The sequence below is a fragment of the Flintibacter muris genome (assembly GCF_943192995.1).
Lineage (GTDB): Bacteria > Bacillota > Clostridia > Oscillospirales > Oscillospiraceae > Lawsonibacter > Lawsonibacter muris.
The window spans coordinates 1-22,256 of the sequence record NZ_CALPCP010000025.1; the positions used below are offsets into that span (position 1 = coordinate 1).

At 48.7% G+C, this 22,256-nt stretch carries 22 protein-coding genes; 17 read left to right on the top strand and 5 right to left on the bottom strand.

Annotated features, from left to right (window positions below):
* Window positions 1-60 precede the first annotated feature (60 nt).
* Window positions 61-798 carry a hypothetical protein gene (locus NFS22_RS16165; protein ID WP_251318737.1) on the bottom strand — a complete coding sequence of 246 codons (738 nt, stop codon included), beginning with the start codon at window positions 796-798 and terminating at the stop codon, window positions 61-63.
* Window positions 799-1,305: 507 nt separating this feature from the next.
* Between NFS22_RS16165 and NFS22_RS16170 the strand changes: the two genes are divergently transcribed.
* The 4 genes from NFS22_RS16170 to amrS all read left to right on the top strand — a co-directional run bounded on the left by NFS22_RS16170 (window position 1,306) and on the right by amrS (window position 5,005).
* Entirely contained in the window at window positions 1,306-1,737 is a 432-nt protein-coding gene (locus NFS22_RS16170; RefSeq protein ID WP_338147988.1) for a GNAT family N-acetyltransferase, read from the top strand.
* Between the two features lie 336 nt (window positions 1,738-2,073).
* Window positions 2,074-2,805, top strand: coding sequence for a DUF434 domain-containing protein (locus NFS22_RS16175; protein ID WP_251318739.1), 732 nt, complete (start codon window positions 2,074-2,076; stop codon window positions 2,803-2,805).
* Complete coding sequence (gene amrA, locus NFS22_RS16180) at window positions 2,793-4,181, top strand: AmmeMemoRadiSam system protein A (protein WP_251318740.1); 1,389 nt, start codon at window positions 2,793-2,795, stop codon at window positions 4,179-4,181. Before NFS22_RS16175 ends, amrA begins: the two co-directional genes overlap by 13 nt.
* The gene (amrS, locus tag NFS22_RS16185; RefSeq protein WP_251318741.1) at window positions 4,178-5,005 is read left to right on the top strand and encodes an AmmeMemoRadiSam system radical SAM enzyme; all 828 of its coding nucleotides are present in this window, start codon (window positions 4,178-4,180) and stop codon (window positions 5,003-5,005) included. The genes amrA and amrS overlap by 4 nt, the downstream gene beginning before the upstream one ends.
* 4 nt (window positions 5,006-5,009) lie before the next feature.
* Here the strand turns inward: amrS and NFS22_RS16190 are convergent, their stop codons facing one another.
* Window positions 5,010-6,263, bottom strand: coding sequence for a DNA polymerase Y family protein (locus tag NFS22_RS16190; RefSeq protein ID WP_251318742.1), 1,254 nt, complete (start codon window positions 6,261-6,263; stop codon window positions 5,010-5,012).
* Between the two features lie 53 nt (window positions 6,264-6,316).
* Between NFS22_RS16190 and NFS22_RS16195 the strand changes: the two genes are divergently transcribed.
* Window positions 6,317-6,883, top strand: a complete 567-nt coding sequence (locus tag NFS22_RS16195) for an SOS response-associated peptidase (RefSeq protein WP_251318743.1) — start codon at window positions 6,317-6,319, stop codon at window positions 6,881-6,883.
* 27 nt (window positions 6,884-6,910) lie between these two features.
* Here the strand turns inward: NFS22_RS16195 and NFS22_RS16200 are convergent, their stop codons facing one another.
* Window positions 6,911-7,105 (bottom strand): DUF5348 domain-containing protein, encoded by a 195-nt coding sequence (locus tag NFS22_RS16200; protein ID WP_251318744.1) that lies wholly within the window; start codon window positions 7,103-7,105, stop codon window positions 6,911-6,913.
* Window positions 7,106-7,504: 399 nt separating this feature from the next.
* Window positions 7,505-8,629, bottom strand: a complete 1,125-nt coding sequence (locus NFS22_RS16205; protein WP_251318745.1) for a tyrosine-type recombinase/integrase — start codon at window positions 8,627-8,629, stop codon at window positions 7,505-7,507.
* Between the two features lie 215 nt (window positions 8,630-8,844).
* Between NFS22_RS16205 and NFS22_RS16210 the strand changes: the two genes are divergently transcribed.
* The 11 genes from NFS22_RS16210 (at window position 8,845) to NFS22_RS16260 (ending at window position 19,732) form a co-directional block, all read left to right on the top strand.
* Complete coding sequence (locus NFS22_RS16210) at window positions 8,845-10,155, top strand: ATP-binding protein (protein WP_251318746.1); 1,311 nt, start codon at window positions 8,845-8,847, stop codon at window positions 10,153-10,155.
* Window positions 10,156-10,318: 163 nt separating this feature from the next.
* Window positions 10,319-11,476: a hypothetical protein gene (locus NFS22_RS16215; protein WP_251318747.1), complete on the top strand. Its 1,158-nt coding sequence runs from the start codon at window positions 10,319-10,321 to the stop codon at window positions 11,474-11,476.
* Window positions 11,457-11,939, top strand: coding sequence for a three component ABC system middle component (locus NFS22_RS16220; protein WP_251318748.1), 483 nt, complete (start codon window positions 11,457-11,459; stop codon window positions 11,937-11,939). Before NFS22_RS16215 ends, NFS22_RS16220 begins: the two co-directional genes overlap by 20 nt.
* 707 nt (window positions 11,940-12,646) lie before the next feature.
* On the top strand, window positions 12,647-13,048 hold the full coding sequence (locus NFS22_RS16225; RefSeq protein WP_251318749.1) for a plasmid mobilization protein: 402 nt from the start codon (window positions 12,647-12,649) through the stop codon (window positions 13,046-13,048).
* Between the two features lie 260 nt (window positions 13,049-13,308).
* Window positions 13,309-13,953: a TetR/AcrR family transcriptional regulator gene (locus NFS22_RS16230; RefSeq protein ID WP_251318750.1), complete on the top strand. Its 645-nt coding sequence runs from the start codon at window positions 13,309-13,311 to the stop codon at window positions 13,951-13,953.
* Complete coding sequence (locus tag NFS22_RS16235; protein ID WP_251318751.1) at window positions 13,950-14,462, top strand: flavodoxin family protein; 513 nt, start codon at window positions 13,950-13,952, stop codon at window positions 14,460-14,462. Before NFS22_RS16230 ends, NFS22_RS16235 begins: the two co-directional genes overlap by 4 nt.
* A 24-nt stretch (window positions 14,463-14,486) precedes the next feature.
* Window positions 14,487-14,915 (top strand): FMN-binding protein, encoded by a 429-nt coding sequence (locus NFS22_RS16240; protein WP_338147986.1) that lies wholly within the window; start codon window positions 14,487-14,489, stop codon window positions 14,913-14,915.
* 19 nt (window positions 14,916-14,934) lie between these two features.
* On the top strand, window positions 14,935-15,105 hold the full coding sequence (locus NFS22_RS16245) for a cysteine-rich KTR domain-containing protein (RefSeq protein ID WP_251318752.1): 171 nt from the start codon (window positions 14,935-14,937) through the stop codon (window positions 15,103-15,105).
* Window positions 15,106-15,436: 331 nt separating this feature from the next.
* Complete coding sequence (locus tag NFS22_RS16250; RefSeq protein ID WP_251318753.1) at window positions 15,437-15,859, top strand: RNA polymerase sigma factor; 423 nt, start codon at window positions 15,437-15,439, stop codon at window positions 15,857-15,859.
* 544 nt (window positions 15,860-16,403) lie between these two features.
* The gene (locus NFS22_RS16255; protein ID WP_251318754.1) at window positions 16,404-17,909 is read left to right on the top strand and encodes a recombinase family protein; all 1,506 of its coding nucleotides are present in this window, start codon (window positions 16,404-16,406) and stop codon (window positions 17,907-17,909) included.
* Window positions 17,910-18,013: 104 nt separating this feature from the next.
* Entirely contained in the window at window positions 18,014-19,732 is a 1,719-nt protein-coding gene (locus NFS22_RS16260) for a DUF3732 domain-containing protein (protein ID WP_251318755.1), read from the top strand.
* A gap of 160 nt (window positions 19,733-19,892) precedes the next feature.
* Here NFS22_RS16260 and sigK read toward each other — a convergent pair whose 3' ends face one another.
* Window positions 19,893-20,540, bottom strand: a complete 648-nt coding sequence (gene sigK / locus NFS22_RS16265; RefSeq protein WP_251318756.1) for an RNA polymerase sporulation sigma factor SigK — start codon at window positions 20,538-20,540, stop codon at window positions 19,893-19,895.
* Window positions 20,541-20,680: 140 nt separating this feature from the next.
* Between sigK and NFS22_RS16270 the strand changes: the two genes are divergently transcribed.
* Window positions 20,681-21,979, top strand: a complete 1,299-nt coding sequence (locus NFS22_RS16270; RefSeq protein ID WP_251318757.1) for an FAD-dependent oxidoreductase — start codon at window positions 20,681-20,683, stop codon at window positions 21,977-21,979.
* The last annotated feature ends 277 nt before the right edge of the window (window positions 21,980-22,256 follow it).

The following is a 22,256-nucleotide window of genomic DNA, read 5'->3' on the forward strand; positions in this document are numbered from 1 at the left end:
GCTCGCATACCTGCGTCTCTCATTTTTCTGTATCATACCCTCATTATAGCACCTTTTTATCTATTGGTACAGCTTCTTACAATGCCTACACGGAGAAAAATACGCGCGCGTAATAGGGCAGCCCGAAACTGCAACACGGCGCTGCTCTGCCGGGACAGCAGGCTGAGGCTGTTCCAGCATGGATGGTATGACCTTCCGGCTGTACCAGGTAATCCACCGATTCAGCCGCACATGGTCACTACCGCTTTTGGAATGAGTTTTTTCGCCCCAAATGCGTATTTCCTCCAAAATACGTTTAATCTGATTAGATTCTGGGAGAGAGAAAGAGGTTCCTGCTGGGTAGCCGGTGTTGAAGATCAGGCAGCCAAAAGAGCCGGGCAGCTTATACAGCGGGAAGGCATCCGCGTGTTTTTTGAAAAAGCGCCAGACCTTTGTCTTTTCCCATCCCCAACGACGGCCAAGGGTTTCCAGGGTCAAAACAGCGCCATACTGCCCATATTGGACTGCAGGCGCAATATGAGAAAACGCATTGCCGGGATCCTGCCATACAGTGTGGCACCAGAGATCCAGCCATGCGTCCGCCTCATCAAAGTAATCGTGCGCCTCCACGAGGCGCTGGGTGATGTTTCTGGGCAGGCACAGGAAGCCATAGCCCGGGGTGGCATAGACAGCCTCAGCACCCATACAGGGTTCACCGGAGCACTGGACCACCCAATCCTTGATCTGATAAGTAAGTTTCTTTGTTTTGGGATTCAGTTCATAATCTATGTAGCCCAGTTGGACCAGCTTGTCCATCATCTCCAGGGCCTCGTTCCGGTTCTTGATGCCCAAAATGCTCTTGAGCCCTACGATACCGCCTGCCCATGAGCCGATGGTGACCTGATTGACATATCTGCAATAGCGGGCCTGTCCGTTTCGGAAGGCCGCTCTGGAAGCCAACCGCGCCCAGGCACCCATGATACCTTTTCCGGGCGGCATTTGATTGCGGGGGAGCTTTACCCATTGGTACTTTAATAGGCACTTCACCTGGCTGGCCTCCTTCTTTGTTATGGATTGAAAAAACAGCTCCGTGCTAAACTGAAAAGGCACAAGAGCTGGGCAAAGAGAATAGCTTGATTCTGCCGCACGTCCTCTTTGCGGAATTTGGACTATAAAAATCGTCCCTTTTGCTTTTCGTGTTGATGGATCTAAACGCCGGCGATTTTACTGATCGCAGATTGAAAATAAAAGTTGGCTGTGATATAATTAAAATATTAAATTAAACCTTGCGGGTGATGCGGAAAAATGAAAATTATAGCGCATACAATGGAATATCGGGGCAGATCTATTGTGTCACCTTTGCGGCTCAGGAACTATTCAGCTTTTGATTATGAAGAATACAAGAGGATTTATGAGGAATGCTTTCGTGACATGAGAACAGCTTTGCAGCGATTTCCGGTAGATTGTTGTGACAGCAAAGAAGAATTGGAGCACAAAAAAGATAAAATATATATCTTAGAAATTGATGGAAAATTAGTTGGTTCGCTTGCCATATATGACAATGAAATAGATGATTTGATTGTGGGAAAAAGCTATCAAAGAGCGGGTTACGGAGAAGCGTTATTGCAGTTTGCTATTTCTCATATGCGAAGCAACAACATTTCTCCAATTGTTCTGCATGTTGCGGATTGGAATCAGGGAGCAATTAAAATGTATATAAAAAATGGATTTGCCATTGTTAAAACAGAAGAGACTTGATTTTGAGCGATTGTACAAATTTTTTGCAGGGCAGTTATCCATGTTGGATAGCTGCCCGTTCAGTCATTTCGACGATGAGAATAATTTATAGGTGTCTATCAACACAAAAGGTAAAGGGATTATAAATCTGGTTCCGTGCAAAACGGAAGGACATGAAAGCGAGGCGAACAAAATGATATATGCGTGTGATAGCTGTCACTTCCTGTTCTCCAGAGTATCACCTGTCAAACAGTGCCCGGACTGCGGAAAAGCGAGTATCCGTCCTGCTGCATTGGTTGAAATTGAGGAGTTTGAGAAGCGAAAAATGTCCGATTTGTGGAAAGAGTGAACTGCGCTGTGGAAATTGTCAAACGAGGCTATGAACCGAAGGATGCTATGGAATTTGGGTCCAAAGCAGCGGAGAAGCTGAATGCGGCTGGGCAGGAACTGGTATTTCTGCTGAACCGGGGTTATGATGTCAAATCCGCCTCCACATTTATCGGCAACCACCACCTGCTCTCCGAGCGCCAGCGGCTGGCCCTGGCCCGCATAACTTCTACCAAGGCAGCCCTGATGGAACGCAGGCGGAAGGAGCTGACACAGGCCCCGGCAGAACTGGTTTTTGACGGCTTCAATACTATCATCACGCTGGAAGTGGCGCTTTCCGGCTCGCTGCTCCTGGCGGGAATGGACGGCACCATCCGCGATCTGGCCGGACTGCGGGGAACCTACCGCATTGTGGACAAAACAGTCAGGGCGGTAGAGCTTCTGTTCGCTCACTTGGATGAACTCGGGGTGAAAAAGGCCCTGTTCTATCTGGATCAGCAGGTATCCAACTCCGGACGCCTCCGGGCGCTGCTGCTGGATCAGGCAAGGGATCATGCGGTGGAGGTCCAGGCGGAACTGCACCCCAGTGTGGATGGCCTGCTCTCCCGCATGGAACGGGTGGTCACAGCGGACGTCATCATTTTGGATAAATGTGGAAGCTGGTACAATCTGAACCGCAAATTGATTCAATCCGCCGTCCCGGATGCCTGGATTTTCCGTCTGGACGGCCTGAGAACGGAGGGATTTTCATGCCAATCATAGGAGCTATCATCGTCCCCCACCCGCCTATCATCATCCCCACTGTAGGGCGCGGCCAGGAACGGGAAGTCCAGGACACCATCGACGCCTACCGCGCCGCTGCCCAGCAAACCGCGGCATGGGAGCCGGAGGTGCTGATCGTCACCACGCCCCATCTGGTCATGTACGCCGATTACTTCCACATCTCCCCCGGCAAGGGCACGTCCGGCGATATGTCCGCCTTCGGTGCGTCCCAGACCCGGCTGACGGTGGAATATGACATGGAACTACAGGAGGAGATCATCCGTCAGGCGGAAAACGCCGGCATCCGGGCCGGAACCTTGGGGGAAAAGGACCCCTCCTTGGATCACGGTGGCTTCCTCCCGCTGTACTTCCTTCAGGATGCGGGGGTGGACTGTCCTATCTTGCGCATCGGCCTGTCCGGATTCTCTCCGCTGGAGCACTACCGGCTGGGCCAGTGCATCGCCCGGGCGGTGGAGACCTTGGGCCGCAGGGCGGTGTTCGTGGCCAGCGGCGACCTGTCCCACAAACTGAAAGACGACGGCCCCTACGGCTACGCCCCGGAGGGCCCGGTCTTTGACCGCCGGGTGACCCAGGCCATGGCGGACGGGGATTTTTTGAAATTCCTCACAATGGATGCCGGACTTTGCGAACGGGCGGCGGAATGCGGCCTGCGCTCCTTCCAAATCATGGCCGGGGCGCTGGACGGTCTGGCTGTATCCCCTGCCCTGCTCAGCTACGAGGGAACCTTCGGCGTGGGCTACGGCGTGGCCGTCTTCACAGTAACCGGCCCGGACGAGAACCGCCGTTTTGCGCAGCAGTGCGAGGAGTTGGAACACGCCCGTCTGGCAGAGCGTAAGGCGGCCGAGGACCCCTGGGTCAAGCTGGCCCGGCTGTCGCTGGAGACCTATGTACGCACAGGAAAACAGCTGGACACACTGCCGGACGGTCTGCCCGGCGAGATGACAGGCAGAGCCGCCGGTGCGTTTGTCTCTCTACATGCCCACGGCCAGCTGCGGGGCTGTATCGGAACCACAGGGCCGACCACAAACAGCGTGGCCTGGGAGATCGTCCAGAATGCCGTTTCCGCCTGCTCCAGGGACCCCCGGTTTGCGCCGGTGCGGGCGAACGAGCTGAACAGTCTGGAGTACAGCGTGGACGTTCTGGGGGAACCGGAGGACATCTCCTCTCCGGCGGAGCTGGATATCAAGCGGTACGGCGTCATTGTGTCCTGCGGCGGCAGGCGGGGCCTGCTGCTGCCCGACCTGGAGGGTGTGGACACGATAGAACAGCAAATTGACATCGCCCGCCAGAAGGGCGGCATCAGCAGCCGGGAGCAATACACTCTGGAGCGGTTCGAGGTGGTGCGGCACACATGAGCGCCACCTGCGAGCTGTGCTTCCATCACTGTAAACTGGAAGATGGTCAGATCGGCCTCTGCCGCGCCAGGGGCTGCCGGGATGGGGTCGTCGTCCCGCTGAACTATGGGAAGCTGACCAGCTTGGCCCTGGACCCCATTGCGAAAAAGCCCCTGCGCCGGTTCCATCCCGGAAGCCTTATTTTATCTGTGGGCAGTTTTGGCTGCAATCTACGCTGCCCCTTCTGCCAAAACCATGAAATTTCTATGGCTGGAGATAGTGGGATACCAACTGTGGAGGTGTCCCCGGAGCAGTTGGCCGCCCAAGCGGCGGAGCTTGTCCCCCATGGGAACATCGGCGTGGCCTACACCTACAACGAACCGTTAATCGGCTATGAGTACGTCCGGGACTGCGCCGCGCTGGTCCATGAGCAGGGCATGGTCAATGTGCTGGTCACCAACGGGACGGTTGAGGAGGAACCCTGGCGGGCGCTGCTGCCCTTGGTTGACGCCGCCAACATCGACCTGAAGGGGTTTACACCCTCATGGTACCGGCGGCTGGGCGGGGACCTGGAGACGGTCAAGCGTTCCATTGTCCTGGCGGCAGAGCGGTGTCATGTGGAGGTGACCACCCTGCTCATTCCCGGAGAAAACGACAGCGAGGGGGAAATCCGGGAGCTGGCCCGCTGGCTGGCCTCAATCAGCCCGGAAATTCCTCTGCACCTGTCCCGATTCTTCCCCCAGTACCAGATGCTGGACCGTCCGCAAACGCCCGTAGAGCAGGTCTATCGTCTGGCTGAAGCGGCGCGGGGGTATTTGTCCTATGTCTACACCGGAAACTGCTGAGCCGCTATTCATGGAGTGTCCCCAAAAAGCCGATGGGATGGATGATATGCTCCTCTTTGGCGTCCAGATCCAGAGCCGGGTCTACCAGCGCAATGGTCCGGCGGATGCTATGATACCCGTACTTGCTCCGGATTTTGTCCAGCGTCCGGTCGATGTCGGCCCGGCGCTGGGCTTTTTGCTCCTCCGGGAACAGCGACAACTGCACAACGCCGTCCGCCGGCGTCAGCCCGCTGGCTTTCACCGACAAGCTGCGCACAGGCTCCCTGCTGGTATGGTGTCTCCGGAACAGCTCCATGGCCGTTTCCCAGATGTCCAATGTGTTCGCTGTGGGACGGTTCAGCTTGGCCTGCCGGTCGTAGGACAGCAGGCGGTTGTCCCGGATACCCAGAGCTACGGTAGAGCAAAGGCAGTTCTGCTCCCGGAGTCTGGCTCCCACGCTTTCGCACAGGGCCATGAGGGTAATCTTTACATCGTCCTCACTGACCAAATCCCGGGGTGCAGTGGTGGAGTTACCAATACTCTTCATGGGCGGTACGGCATAATAGCGCCGGACGCCGGAGTGGTCCTGCCCGTTGGCAAACTGATGGAGCATGATTCCGTTTTTGCCCAGCAGCCAGTACAGAAGATCAGGATTGGCCTGGGCCAGCTCCCCAATCGTGGTGATCCCATACTGGTTCAGCTTCCGGGTGGTGGCAGGGCCCACATAAAGCAGGTCACTCACAGGAAGGCTCCAAGCCTTATCCCGATAGTTCTCCGGGGTGATGACCGTGGTGGCGTCCGGCTTTTTCATATCTGAGCCCAGTTTGGCAAATACTTTATTGAATGACACACCTACCGATACGGTCAGCCCCAGCTCCCGCTTCATGCGGCCCCGGATATCATCGGCGATGGCCGGCCCTTCCCCAAACAGCCCCACAGAGCCAGTGACATCCAGCCAGCACTCGTCCAGGCCGAAGGACTCTACTTGGTCTGTGTAACTGGTATAGATGTCCCTGGCCTGGGCGGAGAACGCGAGGTAACGCTCATAATGGGCAGGGATGCAGACCAGGCCGGGGCACTGCTGCCGGGCCTCCCACAGCACCTGCCCGGTGCGGATGCCGAACCGTTTGGCAATATCGTTTTTGGCCAGCACAATGCCGTGGCGGGCCTCCTCGTCTCCAGCCACCGCCACTGGCTTGTCCCGCAGCGTGGGATCATATAGGATCTCCACGCTGGCATAGAAATTGTTCATATCCGAATGCAAAATCACAGGCTTCATGTCCTCAGTATATGAGGGCAGTCCGGCCTTCATCCTCGAAAGGAGTCACAGCTATGTGTGGAAGATACAGTTTAGCACCGGAGCAGTCCAAGGAGATCGCCCAGATTGTGGCCGAGGTGCAGGCGCGGTTTGGGGCTGCCAGCATCCATACCGGGGAGATATTTCCTACCAACGCCGCACCTATCCTACTTCCGGACGGACAACAAATGACCCCCAAGCCGATGGCCTGGGGTTTCCCCAGTTTCAAAGGCAAGGGGGTCATCATCAACGCACGGGGTGAGACGGCGCTGGATAAACCGATGTTCCGCCGATCCCTGCTGGAGCGGCGATGTATCGTGCCTACGACCGGCTTCTATGAATGGGATGGTCAAAAAAGGAAATACCATTTTCGGCTGCCGGGGCAGGACAGGCTGTATCTGGCCGGGCTTTGGAACACTTTTCAGGGGGAGGAACGGTTTGTAATTCTGACAACTGCCCCCAATGACACTATCATCAATGTCCATGACCGGATGCCGGTCCTGCTGACGGATGATGAAGTGGTGCCTTGGCTCCATGATACTGGAATGGCCTCGGCAAAATTGACGGCTTTGCAGCCAGCCTTGGAGGGTGCTGCCGTCTGATCACCAGCGGATGCGCACTCTCTGTCCTCACAGTGTCTCGATCTGAACGCCGACCAGAAACCAGCCGCGGCTGTCCATCTCAATGCGGGTGGGTACCCATTGCTCATTCAGCCAAATATCCATTGTGGTACCGCAATGAAGACCACCATAGCAGTCATCGCTGTTGAAACGGATATCGACGCGGCCGGTTTGCATATCGGGAATTAAAATGCCTTCTCTCATTGGAATCGCCTCCTGAACTTTGGATTGACTTTTTGAAAGATATCTGTATACTGAAGTTGTCCGATGCACCCTCGAACGGGATGACCTCTGATGATGGAGATAGCCGAAATGGCTAATACTTTGCTAATATTAGCCGCTGGAACAGGCCGTAACAGGACGGTATGTGGCGTACCGCAATCCAAGGACTTCGTTTGCAAACCCTTGGTATTCCTGGACTTTACGGGATTGTAGAGCATCACGGCACAACAGGGTAAAATGGGTTCTGTTTTCTCCTAAGCGGACGCTCCGCAGTTCGCTTTCACTTATATTAGCAATCCATCTTTTGATAAAAGAGTTCTTCAAACCGTTGGGAAGTGTTCCGGCGGTTTTCTTCTAATATGTGCCCATATCGTTCCGTAATCATACCTGCCTGAGCATGTCCGGAATCTCCCTGCACGGCTTTGATATCTCCTCCCGAAAGAGCCAATTTATAGGTAATGCTGCTATGCCGCAAGCTATGAAATGGTAAGGCAAACCCGCTCTCTCCAATGCTGTATGAAAATGTTTCGTCAGCGTTGTTTCCTGGATAGGCCGTCCATCCTCATAGCAGAAAATTAGATCTGGAAACACAGAAAGGGTATTCACATGTTTCCGGCTTTGATAAAACTCATACAAAATTGCTATAAGCGTTTCAGGTAAATATACCTCTCGAATGCTGGATACGGTTTTAGGAGTTTTAAGAACCAAGGATGTCTTCTTGATAGATAACACTGATGGAAATTCATATAGAACATCTTGGTAGTTCAATGCTTGTAATGCCTCTCGGCTAACTCGCTTTATTGTCTTGCTAATGCGAATCGACCTGTTGCGCCAATCTACGTCCTGCCAAGTCAAAGCAAGCATTTCCCCTTTGCGAAATGTCCCGGCAAAGGCTAAATTGATGGCTAAGGAAAGCCAGGGCTCATGGCATTGTTGCAAAAGAATTGAGATTTGCCCTGCCAGCAGAAAATGACATTCTTGCTGAAATGTATTGGGCACTGTCGCTCTGTGGAATGGATTTCTGGGAACATAGTCCCATAAGACTGCTTGTTCAAAAGCACTATGCAGCAGTTTATGTATGCTTTTTAAGGTCGTTGGGCCTATCGTTTTTTTGTAAGAATTGCATTCTTGTCCATTATATTGGGGCCGTCTCAGAATGTTCTGATACAATTCTGCCACCAAGCGTGGAGACAATTCATGTAGACGAATCAGACCAAACCAAGGTTGAATATAATTTCGGATCAATCCACAATTCAATTGGAATGTAGAAAGTGACCACTTCATTTGTCCATGCAATAAAATATAGCGCTCCATTAAATCTCCAACAGTATCAATATGTTCGTCCTTTTTTCTAGTTTTGATCTTCTGACAAAGATTTAAGAATTGCTTTCTTTGTTCAGCCTCATCCAGAGAGTGATAGGTCTCCCATTTCTGCTTTCGCTGGCCCTGGATTGACGTCATATAAACGACTGAATAGCTGTTGCCTCTTTTCACAATAGATGCCATTAAAATTACTCCTCGCACAAAATACCCCGAAAGCCAACACTGACTTTCGGGGCATTTATGTATTATAGCACATAGTATTTTATTATCAAACCTTTCTTTTGATTTTTTCCTTTTAGGTCACAAAATCAGAAAAAGGACTTTTTTATTCTTTTAATGTAATAAACTTGATTTTTGGGCATAACTATGATATGCTACAATAAAAGGTGGTGAAGACTGTGCAAAAGTTCTCTTTAAAAAACCGAGATCTCTATTTGAACAGGATAATTGCATTTCAAGATACCGAAATGATCAAAGTTATAACTGGCATTCGTCGCTGTGGCAAATCCAGCCTTATGAAACTGATGGCACAGCATTTGCTTGAAACTGGCATTACTCAGGATCAGATCTTGGAAATGAACTTTGAGTCTATGAGTTTTCCTGATATGGATGTCAGGGGCTTTTATGAATATGTGAAAGCTCGGATCCTACCCGATCAGCGGATGTACCTGTTTTTCGATGAAGTACAGCGAATTCCAAGTTGGGAAAATGCAGTCAACTCCTTCCGAGTAGATTTTGATTGCGACATCTATATCACAGGTTCAAATGCTTATCTGCTGTCTTCAGAACTATCCACCTATCTGTCAGGCCGATATGTGGAAATCAAGGTACTCCCCCTTTCTTTTAGAGAATTTTTGGATTTCCATGGGTACACGGTGACGGAAAAGAAGTCGCCTACCGGGGCATTGAAACGTCGAATTACCGACCAGGACGGCGACATTTACGATGAGCGGGAATTGTTCAACGAATACGCCCGGTTCGGTGGGATGCCTATGCTGGCTGACGTGGGGCTGGAAATTGACCGCGTAACTGCCGCTTTGGACGGCGTGTACTCCGCCGCTGTTGTCAACGACATTCTGGAGCGGGAAAAGCGCAAAGGCCGCAGAACCATCACCGATCCAATCTTACTCCGCAAGATTATCATGTTTTTGGCGGATAATATTGGCAATAATGTGTCTGCGACCTCTATCGGCAATACGCTGGTCAATGAAGGCCTGCTAGAAGAAAAAGGCCGCAGGAAACCTGCGGTGCATACCATCCAGAGCTATATTGAGGCATTGCTGGAGGCGTATATCTTCTACGAAATCAAGCGGTTCGACATCAAGGGCCGGGAATATCTGCGAACGCTGGGGAAGTATTATATCGTGGATATGGGCTTGCGGAACTACTTGCTAGGCTACCGAGACGGAGACAGTGGGCATATTTTAGAAAACATCATTTATTTTGAACTACTGCGTCAAGGATATGATGTGGCCATTGGAAAGATTGACAATCAGGAAGTGGATTTCATTGCCACTAAGGCGGATGAGAAGAAGTATATCCAAGTCACAGAAAACATGAATGCCCCAGAAACCCGGGAACGTGAACTGGCACCTTTGCGAAAGATTCGGGATAATTATGAGAAACTGGTTATTGCACTGGAGTGTGATTTGACACAAACTCAAGATGGGATTAAACTTATAAGAGCATTGGATTTCCTGCTAATATGATGTTAACTACTGTGAAACTGAGCGTTAAGCATATTGAATAATGTAGAGACTTCCTCATAATCAAAATATTGAAAATGAGTCATACATTGGTAGATTATGAAGCAAAGCATTTTTAATCTTGCAATAATTAGTCAGCATATTTGTATGTATAGGAGGAGTTATTGTGACAAAAGCGGTAAATGATGCCACTGGACAGAAAGCCGGCGACATTTTTCAGTATTTAGTTGCTTTGCGAGACTGCTTTGAACTGGAAGAAGGAGACACACTCCAAATTGAAGTTAATGGAGATGTAAGTATTCTTACTGGGACTGCTGGAAAATTTCAAAAAGAAATTAAACATCACTTTGGGAAAACATCATTGAATGAAAGGAATATTGATTTCTGGAAAACATTAGCCAACTGGTATGATGACTTTGACAGAATAAAGGTTTTTAGCTCTTTAATCCTCTATTGTACTTCTGAAATAAAAACATCATCCCCACTCTATAATTGGAATAAATTGAGCAAAGAAGATAAATTAGGAAAGTTGGAATCAATCGGATCTCTCTCAAAAAAACGAGAAGAGGGTTTTCGAAAACAGTATATACGGATTTTTCATCAGGGTTATGATAAGGACAAGTTATTAGAAATACTTGGGAAGTTTTGGATTGAATCCTCTCGGAAAAATATAGTGGGGATTTCTGAAGAGTTTTCTAAATATATTGGTCATATTCCAGACACAAATAGGGACTCCTTTATCGGCGCATTACTTGGTCGAATACTGATTTTAGTAAAAGATCCTCCACATAAATGGGAGGTAACACGTGCAGCATTCGAGAAAATGTTACAAGCGGAATCTGCTGCACATATAGATGCTCAGAAAAGATCATTGCCAACAGAATTTGCACAGAGTGAAGTTCCTATTGAGCAGGAAAATGAGCTGCAAGATAAAAGATTTGTTAAAGCTATACATGATATTGCATATACCCAGATGGTTCATGATGCTATATCGGATTATTGGAAAATGGACATGACCGTTTTCCAATATTTTCACAATGATATTTTGTACCTATCAAGTATTGATGCATATAAAGACAGCCTCTCAAAAAAACTTTTCTATGCAAAAGGGCAGAAGAAACTGGATGCAATCGGGAAAAAACAAGCAGAACAGATACTCATTTCTCAGAAATTGTATCTTTGTGCCATGGAGTGGGATGCGGCTGATTTTGGCTCCATAATTGATAACCAATACTTTTTCCAACATGGCGTAATTCATGATCTCGTTGACGATGGCGGTTTTGAGTGGAAAATAGGAGGAGAAGATGAGCATCAATCAAATTAAAAAACTCAGTATGAATGAACATTATTATGCACTTTTGCTTCAATGCTTTCTTAGTGGATACGGATCTTCGTGTCATATAAAAAAAGCCCTAATGTCTTTACCAATCCTTACATACTCAGAATCGAGAGAAAGGCTGAAAACTGCTAAAACTACAAGTAGGGTCAACACGATTTTTTCTGAAAAACAAGAGGTACGTGGAAACGAGATCTCAGGAAGAGAGCGATTAACAGGTTTTGCACAGAGATACAATATATTACTCCCATATGGGAAAAAAGCAATAATAATCCTTTCTTCGGAAGGCAAAGCAACAGTAGTAGGTTGTGAGATAAACTTGTTAAAGGAAACAACTTATAAGGCATACAACGGAGAGGTGCGGGAATGGCTTCGCTGTGCTTTTTATCTTGGCAAAATATTCTCAAAGACTACATATGACCACTTAGCATATTATCTGGGGGTGGAATAAAATGAAAAGCTACATTAGCGCAATTATTCTATTCTGTCAAAATGGAGAGAAACGGATTGTCTCGCTGGAACCTGGGGTGAACATTATTACTGGTGAATCAAAAACAGGTAAGAGTGCATTATTGGAGGTAATTGACTACTGTTTGTGTAGTACCCGGTGTACAGTATCTTCCCTTAACAAGAGCATACATACGCACAACAAACTAAATGGGCTGTCAACCTTACACAAAACACCGCTTCCGCTAAAAAACGGAGCGGTGTTTTTGTATGGCTTCTGGTCACCGTGACCAGAAGCACCCCGCCTATTTTCCCCGTTCCGTCCACGGAGGCTCTGCTGGATTATCCCCCGTCGCCGCGCCACCCATAGCACAGCCGGGGCAGCCTGTCAAGGGCAAAGCCGCCGCTACGCGGCGGTGCTCCGCACCCTTGACAGGCTGCCCCGGTTGTGCTACCTCCCAAGGCGCGACGGGGGATATATCCTCCAGAGCCGCCCCCTTTCCCTGGATAGGGAAAGGGCGGGGGGATAGAGTCGAACCGCTTCCCCCTCAAACCGCTGTCTTTCCACGGCTGATATGTGGACAATTAGCAATTTCAAAGCTTTGCCCCGCAAGGGTTTCCGGCCCTGGTTTCATAGGGGCTGGTATAGTATCATTCCCCAGGCCCAATTTATCGGAATACTGTCAACATTTGAATTTATGGGAGGTATCTATGAGTAGCAAAAAATCAGTGGCTTACGGCTCCGAAAGTCAGTCAACAGTAGTTGCAGGAAAGAAACGTATTCGGAGTACATCGGTTTGTGTCTGGCTGTCCCAGGATGAACAGGCAAAAATCCGGGAACGTATGGCAGATGTGGGCATCCGCAACCTTTCGGCCTATATGCGGAAAATGGCTCTTAACGGCTATGTACTTCATGTTGACCTCGCTCCTGTCAAAGAAATCGTCTCTCTGCAAAGGCGGTGCGCAAATAATCTCAATCAGATTGCTGTCCGGGCAAATACCCAAGGAGGAGTTTACCCCAATGAAATCAAGGCTCTGCAAAAAGATTATGCGGATTTATGGGAACCGCTCTCTGAACTGCTGGAGAGACTTTCGGAGATAGTGGCGCTGTAAGCGCATAAGGCCCAGGAGCGTCAGCGACGGGGCCGCAGACAGGGGAGCTTCTGGTCACGGTGACCAGAAGCTCCCGGCGGGTTTGGGGGCACCCCAACAAGCATTTTCGCAAGGCGAAAATCGCAAGTGTTATACACTTGCCCTGCTTGCCACTTACGTGCTCCCTTGGAAACTCCCGCAAAATTATGTATGTGGCTATTGACAAAACACCTATCTCCCCCTATAATTAAACTAAGAGTCTAATTATAGGGGGAGATACTATGGGCCGACGAAAAAAGGAGCCAAGAAGTGTACATCGGGAAAACATTGCATCTGTGGCCTCTCAATTATTTGCTGAAAGAGGTATTTCCTCAACGTCTATGGATGACATAGCTAAGGCGGCAGGATATAGCAAAGCAACTCTCTATGTGTACTTTGAAAACAAGGAAGAAATTGTAAGCATATTAGTGTTAGACAGCATGAAAAAACTTTGTTCCTATATTTCTTCTGCTTTACAACATCAAAAGTCAACAAGGGCAAAGTACGACTTGATCTGCAAAGAGTTAGTACGGTATCAGGAAGAATATCCTTTTTATTTTAAGATGACGCTTGAAAAAATCAATATCAATTTTGAAAACCAGGATTTCTTCCCGGAAGAAAAAGAAAGTTATCAGGTAGGAGAAGAAATAAACAAAATGATAAAAGGACTTTTGCTGTCCGGTATTGAAAGCGGTGATCTGCGCCGTGATATGGAACTTATACCAACATCATTTTCATGTTGGGGGATGCTATCGGGACTTATTCTTTTGGCAGCGAATAAAAAGGACTACATCCAAAAGGAAATGGGCTTGTCCCCAAACGAATTTCTTCAACACGGCTTTAACATGATTTATCAATCTATTGCAAATACGGAGGAAACACAGTGAATTCAAAAAAGGTACTTGCTATTTTAGGCAGTCCTCGTGCGGATGGAGTAACTGCCACCATGTTAGACTATTCAATCCGCGAAGCAGAAAAAGCTGGATATATCGTGAGCAAAATCAATTTGTACGAAAAGCAAATATCCTTTTGCACTGGATGCAGAAGGTGTCTGGACTCTGGAATGTGTATTCAAAAAGACGATATGCAAGAAATCGTTCTATTGTTGCACGAAAGTCAAATTGTACTTCTTGCGGCACCTACATATTGGGCTAATGTCCCCGCCCCGGTAAAAAATCTGTTTGACCGTTTGCTGGGAACGGCTATGAAAGAAACTGCAACATTTCCAGAACCTCGATTGTCCGGGAAAAAATATATGCTCTTGACCGCCTGCAATACGCCAGCCCCATTTTCGTGGTTATTTGGACAGAGCAGGGGAGCAATACGAAACATGGACGAATTTTTCAAAACCGCTGGGATGAAGTCAATGGGGAGTAGTCTGTGCAAATACTGGTAAAGCAAAGAAAGTACCTGAACAGATATGGCGAAAAATAGAGAGGTGTTGGAGATGAAATGCTCTATAAAAAAAGCAACCGTAACCATTATTGCTTTAGCTATTTTGGTAGGAGGCATTTTTCTTACAATCTATTTGAAGCAAGTGGCCGATTATAAGCACGCTGTAAGTGAAATTTCTATTGAAGAAATCTGCCTTTCGGATATTCCGAATGGGGTCTATATTGGCGAATGCGATGTTAATTTCATCCATGCTAAAGTAGAAGTTACAGTACATGGTGGAGTAATTACAAACATCCGTATTTTAGAACACAAAAATGAGCGGGGCCAAGCTGCGGAAGCAGTTGTTGAGAAAATTATTTCAGAACAGAGGATAGATGTTGATGCCGTAACAGGCGCAACCAATTCCAGTACAGTTTTGAAAAAGGCAGTTGAAAACGCCCTTAAGGACAATTAGCGAAAAGTTAAGGTGGTAAATGTTAATGGAATGGATACTTTGCCCTATATGCGGGAATAAGACCCGCGACAGAATACGAGAAGATACTGTCTTAAGAAATTATCCTCTTTTCTGTCCAAAATGCAAAAAGGAAACTATAATTGACGCAAAGAATTTGAAAATAACAGTTATCAAAGAGCCAGACGCATAGACGCAGGGCCGATAACACGCAGATGAAAAATGCGGTTATCGGCTTTTCTATCGAAAGGTACGGCAGCCGTTAGGAGGTTAATGCTGTGCCTTTCTATTTTATTCCCCCACCTGACTTGTCAAAAAAAGCCCTTTCCCCCTAAAGGGCAGCCCTGGCCGCAACCGCGAAAATTGTAATATCCCGTCGCCCAGACACGTCCGTATAGTCTTGCGCTGTGCGGGCGTTTTTTTATCCCGGCGCTTCTGGTCACCGTGTCCAGAGGCTCGCTGCCGCTCCCCGCCCCTCCATTTCGATCTGTCCCTTTCCGCCAACATCGAAATGGAGGTTACTTATGACAACCATCAAATTAAACCGCTACTATCCCCACCTGACCGAAAATATCACCCTGGAAGTTTCCGACGAAATCGCCGTCGTTCTCTCCACCGGGGGCTGCCAGTGTGACAGCTACAAGCGCCGCAAGCGGGAGCATAACGAGTGTTCCCTGGACGTTGACCCCGGCTTTGAGCCGGATGTGATGTTCCCTCCCCTGACCCCGGAGGAAATCATTCTGGACGAGGAAAACCGTTCCGTCCTCTACGCCGCCCTTGACCGTCTCCCGCCCATCCAGGCCCGGAGAGTGTATGCCCACTACATTCTGGGCAAGAAAAAGTCCGAGATTGCCAGGGCTGAAAATGTGGTGGAAAGCTCTATTTGCAGCAGTATTCGCCGGGGCTTGAAAAATCTCTGTGAAATTTTGAAAAATTTTTACAGGTAGGGAGCAACAAACGGCCCTTTTCCCGCCTGATAGGTAAGGAGGCTTATACACTGAGGACAACTGAATACACAGTATTCCAGGCACAAAACCTGTGTGAATAGCGACGAAAGGCGCGCCGCCAGGACAGCCCGCTTGAGGAGGTGAAGAAAGCGGGCCGAGCGATTAACGCAAGCCTTTGACCCGGCCCCGGCAAGCCGGGCGCGACGACAGCGCGGGGGATTATGAAACTTGCTCACGCCCTCCCATAGACTTGCGGGGGAGCTTCGCAATCCTGCGGAGCTATGACAGCCGGAGCCGCCGGCGGCCTGGGGTGCTCCCCTGTGCCGGGGTGCGTGGCAAATACGGCGCAATTATAGATCGAAATGGAATTATCCTCGCTGGGCTTCTGGTCACCGTGACCAGAGGTGGGGCAAGGTTGAAAGACAGCACTTTTCCGGGTGCTGTCTTTCTGCGTTTTCCCACATCCTTGTGCCTTGGGGCTGTCTTTGGTATAATATATTTGTAAAGGTTGACAGCTCCATTTCCCGACAGGAAAGGAGCTATCATGGAAAACCGTATCGACGCTATCTACGCCAGACAGTCCGTAGACCGCAAGGACAGTATCAGCATTGAAAGTCAAATCGAGTTCTGCAAATATGAGTTAAGGGGTGGGAACCACAAGGATTATCAAGATAAGGGCTACTCCGGGAAGAATACGGACAGGCCAAAATTCCAGGAGCTTTTAGCTGACATCAGGCAAGGCTTAATTCGCCGGGTTGTGGTTTACAAGTTGGACCGTATCAGCCGCTCTATTCTGGACTTCGCCACCATGATGGAGTTGTTCCAGGAATACAACGTGGAGTTCGTTTCCTCCACGGAAAAGTTTGATACCTCCACACCAATGGGCCGGGCCATGCTGAATATCTGCATTGTGTTTGCCCAACTGGAGCGCGAGACAATCCAGAAGCGGGTGACCGACGCTTACTATTCCCGGTGTCAAAGGGGCTTCCACATGAGTGGCGCGGCCCCGTTCGGCTTTAAGCTGGAGCCCACCACCATCCAAGGCATACGGACGAAAATGATGATCCCGGACCCTGCCACAGCAAACATCGCCCGGTTGATGTTCGAGATGTACGCCGAACCGTCCATGTCATTCGGAGATATTGCCCGGTACTTTGCTGAAAACAATATCCTGATTTACGGCAAGGAGTTGAAACGGGGCTTTATCTCCCAACTGCTCCGCAATCCGATTTACGCCCAGGCTGACTTGGAACTGTACGAGTTTTTCAAGGGCCAGGGTGCGGTGGTAGTCAATGACGCGGCGGACTTCGCCGGAACAAATGGCTGCTATCTCTACCAGGGCCGGGACGTGCAGGAACGAAAAAACAAGGACCTGCGGGGACAAATCCTTGTGCTGGCCCCCAGCGAGGGCATTGTCCCTGCTGATACCTGGCTGCGGTGCAGGAAAAAGCTGTTAGCAAATATCACGTTCCAGGGCGGGCGCAAGGCTCGGAATACCTGGCTGGCCGGAAAAATCAAGTGTGGGCGGTGCGGGTATGCCCTTATGAGCGTAGGCAATCCGACAGGAACGCAGTATCTTCGCTGCTCCAAGCGTGCCGACAACAAAAGCTGTGAGGGCTGCGGGACGCTTCGGACGGCGGAGTTTGAACAATTCGTCTATGGAGAAATGGTAAAGAAGCTCTCCGAATTTCAAACTCTGACCGCCAGGGCAACGACTGTCAACCCTAAGCTGACCGTTTTGAATGTGGAACTGGCTCAGGTGGAGGACGAAATTGAAAAACTGCTGAATACACTGACCGGGGCTAATGCAGTTCTGCTGTCCTATGCCAACGGTAAAATCGAGGAGCTGGACGCCAACAGGCAACGGCTTATCAAGGAGATTGCGGCGCTGAACGCTGAAACGATCTCCCCGCAAAAGATTGAATTTCTGTCCGCCCATCTGCATAACTGGAACAACATCGACTTTGACGACCGGCGGCGAGTGACTGACATTATTTTGTCCCAGGTTCAGGCCACCAGTGACCGTGTTTCCTTTGAGTGGAAAATCTGAGCACCTTTTATAATCTGCGCCTTATACAACGGCCTGTGTGCCCTTGTTAAGCGTTGCTACCAAAAGGAAAAATAACAGACTTTACACATTTGTATACAATTGCTATGTTCATCAGAGATCATATAATTATAATTGCACGCCAAAGCTGGCATGATGGGGGAAAAATGTGCATATCAAGAGAAAATGCTGACTTTGATGCAACAACCCTTGGATTAAACTATTTTACGGACAAACAATTTTGTAATTACAAAGAAATTCAGTGGGAAATTGAGTGTGAATTAGGCCTATTTATCTCTAATATGGTTACAGATGAGAATCAAAGCGGAAAAAGAGCATCTTTACGGAATATGGTTTCATATATGTTCCAGCATCAAAACCTAATGGCCAGTAAATTTGCATTATTTTATCGCTTTTCGGATTATTACAAAAGGAAGGATGCGATTGATCAATTTCCTGTATTTGCAGGTATGATCGGCCAAGAATATTATAGTACACTCATTGAGCTTAATGCGCTTGAAGCGCAGCTTCGACGCAAAGAAAGGCAACAAAAGGTAAATATAAAGAGTACTGCGTATGTTAAAAAAAGTTTATCCCCGCTTTTGTGCGATTATTATGCGTTACTCGGTATGAAATTAGAGCCGACACTCACAGCACAGAAAATGCTCAGATTATCTAAAGAACTCCCAGAATTTGACGATGTGCAGTTTTTCGGTGAGGCAGAAATTGTTTCAAGATATAATAATTTGCATGTACAACTAGAGTCTTTGCGAGATGAGGAACGGGATATTAGATTACGGATAGATAGAGTTAGTTCTACATCTGAGGTAGGCGGAAAATTTACATCTATGCTGAGACAAGTAAAACAGCAAACAGATTCAGCTCCAGTTGAAGTATCCCAATATATATGTCCTTTGTGTGGACATGATTGTGCTGAGATTGCAGAGGCTGACAATGAGCTATCAGCAGCAACAGAATGGCTTGCTGCTGAACTTCAAATTACCGAAAAGTATACAATGGATTTTTCGGAAGACGTAAGAAAACTCAATGATGGACTTAGGAAAATTGAAGAAGAGATCAAAGACACATTGCGAGAAATAAATATTTTAGAGAAGAAATTCATGACTTCTAAAGAATTAGTGTCGAAGCGCGAAAAAGCAAACTATGCTAAGGCAAGAATAATGCTTTACGCAGAAATGAGTGATACCGGCATTTTTGAGACAGTTGATGAGGATATTGAAAATCTAAAAAACGAAATTGGAAAGCTTAAAGAAAGACTTGCTGGTTATGATTTGCCAAATCAGTTAAGTAAGGCTCAGACATTTTTGTCCAATAATATGAATCGGTTGTCCCATACGTTAGACTTTGAAAAAGAGTATAGGCCAATCAATCTCAATTTCGGATTATTTGACCAAACCTTTGATTTATATCATCATCAAAAAGGTAGAGAAAAAATCTACCTGTATGAAATGGGGAGCGGTGCAAACTGGGTTTCTTGCCATATTGCACTGTTCTTGAGCTTTCTCAGATTGTTTGCAACTAACAAGAAATCTCCAATGCCGCTATTCCTTTTCTTCGACCAACCAAGTCAAGTATATTTTCCTCGTGGCGATGAGAGAACTAATGAGTTGCCACATACAGATATCGTAGCGGTAGGGAAAATGTACAAAACAATTTTTGATGAGTTTGGAAGTATCGAAAAAGATACAGGTATTCTTCCACAGATTCTGATTGTGGATCATGTAGATGGACATGCATTAGAAATCAGAGATGAATTTTTGAAACATACCCGCTACAATTGGACAAATGGTATGGCGCTAATTTGATGTCAGTTACCCTACAAGGAGTATCGGAATTTCAGAGTTGATGAATAACCACTTACCTCTCCTAAACTTCCTTACCGTTTACAATAAGCGCGGCGCTACTCAAAACGCCAGATGCCCGGACAAGCCCTTGCTCCGCAAGGCTTTCCGGGCATCGTTTACATTAAGCGCGGCGGGATACATAGGATCTGCTGATGCCGCACTGTCCGGCAATCTCACGCTGGGTTCGCGGGGCCTTGTCATCCAAACCGTAACGCATGGTGATAATCATGCGCTCCCGGGGTGTCAGACAGGTCTGAACACACTGGCGGACCTTTACACAGGCATCCCGGGTGTCCAGGTCTTCCAGCATGTTGTCATCCACTGCAATCACATCCATGAGAGACAGTGACCCCCCATCCCCCGCTGCCTCCAGAGTTTCTGTAAGGGACACCTCTCCCTGAAGCTTGCGCTGGGAGCGAAAATGCATCAATATTTCATTCTCGATGCACCGGCTGGCATAGGTTGCCAGCCGCACATTTTTATCCGCTTTAAAGGTGGATATTCCTTTAATCAACCCTATTGTCCCAATTGAAATCAGATCGTCCTGATCTCCGGTTTGGGCATAATATTTTTTCACAATATGGGCCACCAGACGCAGGTTGTGCTCCACAAGAACATTCCGTGCTTCCAGATCCCCCTGAGCGCACCGCTCCAGATACTCCTTTTCCTCCGCCGCTTTCAGCGGGCGGGGGAAAGAGCCGCCTCCCCCAGACAAGCGCAGGGTAAAAAACAATCCGTTCATCATCAGGTAAATTACAGGCGACAGCATATTACAACACCTCCGCCTTACCTTATTCTCTTCCGGCACGTCCCTATGCCAGCCAGCGTCCAAATCAACAGCCTGTTTTCGTTTGGAAACAGTATAATCTATCTATATTTCCGCCATCCTAACTCTATTGAGGTGATGGAATGGACTCCATATGGACCCAGACAGCACAACTGCCCCGGTTTCCCCCTCTTCAGTCAGATCTGAAATCCGACGTGCTGATTATCGGCGGCGGTATGGCTGGACTTTTGTGTGCCTATCAGCTGTCTCAGGCGGGGGTGGACTATGCCCTAGTGGAGGCCGACCGCATCTGCGGCGGCACTACCAAAAATACTACAGCGAAGATTACAGCTCAGCACGGTCTGATCTACCACAAGCTCATTCGGGAATTTGGCGTTGGCCGTGCTCGGCTCTATCTGGAGGCCAACCAGGCGGCACTGGAGCAATACCGCAGGCTATGCGCCAATATTGACTGCGATTTTGAGGAAAAAGACGCTTTTGTCTACTCCATCACCAGCCGGAAAAAGCTGGATCAGGAACTGTCGGCGCTGGAGCGGCTGGGCTTTGCCTCAGAGTATGTAGAGACACCGCCCCTCCCTTTCCATGTGGCGGGGGCGGTAAAATTTAAGCGTCAGGCCCAGTTTCATCCTTTAAAATTTATCTCTGCCATCGCTAAGGACCTGCGGATCTATGAACACACAAAGGTTCTGGAGCTGGGGCCTGGGAAAGCGGTCACCAACGGTGGAACTGTCTCTGCGGAAAAAATAATAGTTACCACACATTTTCCCCTCCTCAACAAACACGGCGGTTATTTTCTAAAACTGTACCAGCACCGATCCTATGTGCTGGCCCTAACAAACGCTTCAAATGTGGATGGAATGTATCTGGACGAAGATGAAAAAGGACTGTCCTTCCGTAGCTGCGGCAATCTGATGCTTCTGGGCGGCGGAAGCCATCGCACAGGCAAGCCGGGCGGCGGCTGGAAAGAATTGGAGGCTTTTGCTCAGGCTCACTACCCCAACGCCCAGGTGACAGCCCGTTGGGCCGCGCAGGACTGCATGACTCTGGACGGCGTCCCCTATATCGGTCCCTATGGCAAGAACACCTCTGGTCTTTATGTCGCTACAGGCTTCAACAAGTGGGGGATGACCTCCTCCATGGTGGCGGCCTCCGTTCTGACAGATCTGATACTTGGACGTGACAACCCATATACTTCGCTGTTCTCCCCCGCCCGAACCATGCTTCGCCCTCAGCTGGCCCTGAATGGACTCACATCCCTTCTTGGAATCCTCACCCCAACTGCCCCCCGCTGTCCCCATATGGGCTGCGCGCTGAAATACAACGCCGCTGAACACAGCTGGGACTGCCCCTGCCATGGCTCCCGCTTTGGTACAAATGGAACTCTCATTGATAATCCATCCACTGACGACTTACAACCTTAGTTAAAGTCCAGCAAAGCCCGGATTTCCAAACTCCTTTCTTTTGTACTGCAAGATATGCGGAGTGTCCCGATAGGATTTGAACATCCGTGAAGGACACTCCGCATTTTTGTCGCTGTTTTTTATGATAGGAGCAATTATAGCAATCAGCAAAATTGCAGTTATCGGGCTGCTTAGGGCGGCGGCCCCTGCAAATCATCTATAGGGCCTGGTTCCCTGGCCGGCCTGTTTGTCAGAACTTTTGACGATTGTTATAAACAGTTGTTTTTTCGAAAAAACC

Bases quoted from the DNA above. Each gene is read 5' to 3' on its own strand.
- NFS22_RS16255 (WP_251318754.1), top strand. From the start codon at position 16,404: ATGGAAAACCGTATCGACGCTATCTACGCCAGACAGTCCGTAGACCGC.
- NFS22_RS16230 (WP_251318750.1), top strand. From the start codon at position 13,309: ATGGGCCGACGAAAAAAGGAGCCAAGAAGTGTACATCGGGAAAACATT.
- amrS (WP_251318741.1), top strand. From the start codon at position 4,178: ATGAGCGCCACCTGCGAGCTGTGCTTCCATCACTGTAAACTGGAAGAT.
- NFS22_RS16245 (WP_251318752.1), top strand. From the start codon at position 14,935: ATGTTAATGGAATGGATACTTTGCCCTATATGCGGGAATAAGACCCGC.
- NFS22_RS16165 (WP_251318737.1), bottom strand. From the start codon at position 798: ATGATGGACAAGCTGGTCCAACTGGGCTACATAGATTATGAACTGAAT.
- amrA (WP_251318740.1), top strand. From the start codon at position 2,793: ATGCCAATCATAGGAGCTATCATCGTCCCCCACCCGCCTATCATCATC.
- NFS22_RS16270 (WP_251318757.1), top strand. From the start codon at position 20,681: ATGGACTCCATATGGACCCAGACAGCACAACTGCCCCGGTTTCCCCCT.
- sigK (WP_251318756.1), bottom strand. From the start codon at position 20,540: ATGCTGTCGCCTGTAATTTACCTGATGATGAACGGATTGTTTTTTACC.
- NFS22_RS16260 (WP_251318755.1), top strand. From the start codon at position 18,014: ATGTTCATCAGAGATCATATAATTATAATTGCACGCCAAAGCTGGCAT.
- NFS22_RS16200 (WP_251318744.1), bottom strand. From the start codon at position 7,105: ATGAGAGAAGGCATTTTAATTCCCGATATGCAAACCGGCCGCGTCGAT.
- NFS22_RS16240 (WP_338147986.1), top strand. From the start codon at position 14,487: ATGGCGAAAAATAGAGAGGTGTTGGAGATGAAATGCTCTATAAAAAAA.
- NFS22_RS16225 (WP_251318749.1), top strand. From the start codon at position 12,647: ATGAGTAGCAAAAAATCAGTGGCTTACGGCTCCGAAAGTCAGTCAACA.
- NFS22_RS16170 (WP_338147988.1), top strand. From the start codon at position 1,306: ATGGAATATCGGGGCAGATCTATTGTGTCACCTTTGCGGCTCAGGAAC.
- NFS22_RS16205 (WP_251318745.1), bottom strand. From the start codon at position 8,629: ATGGCATCTATTGTGAAAAGAGGCAACAGCTATTCAGTCGTTTATATG.
- NFS22_RS16195 (WP_251318743.1), top strand. From the start codon at position 6,317: ATGTGTGGAAGATACAGTTTAGCACCGGAGCAGTCCAAGGAGATCGCC.
- NFS22_RS16190 (WP_251318742.1), bottom strand. From the start codon at position 6,263: ATGAAGCCTGTGATTTTGCATTCGGATATGAACAATTTCTATGCCAGC.
- NFS22_RS16250 (WP_251318753.1), top strand. From the start codon at position 15,437: ATGACAACCATCAAATTAAACCGCTACTATCCCCACCTGACCGAAAAT.
- NFS22_RS16220 (WP_251318748.1), top strand. From the start codon at position 11,457: ATGAGCATCAATCAAATTAAAAAACTCAGTATGAATGAACATTATTAT.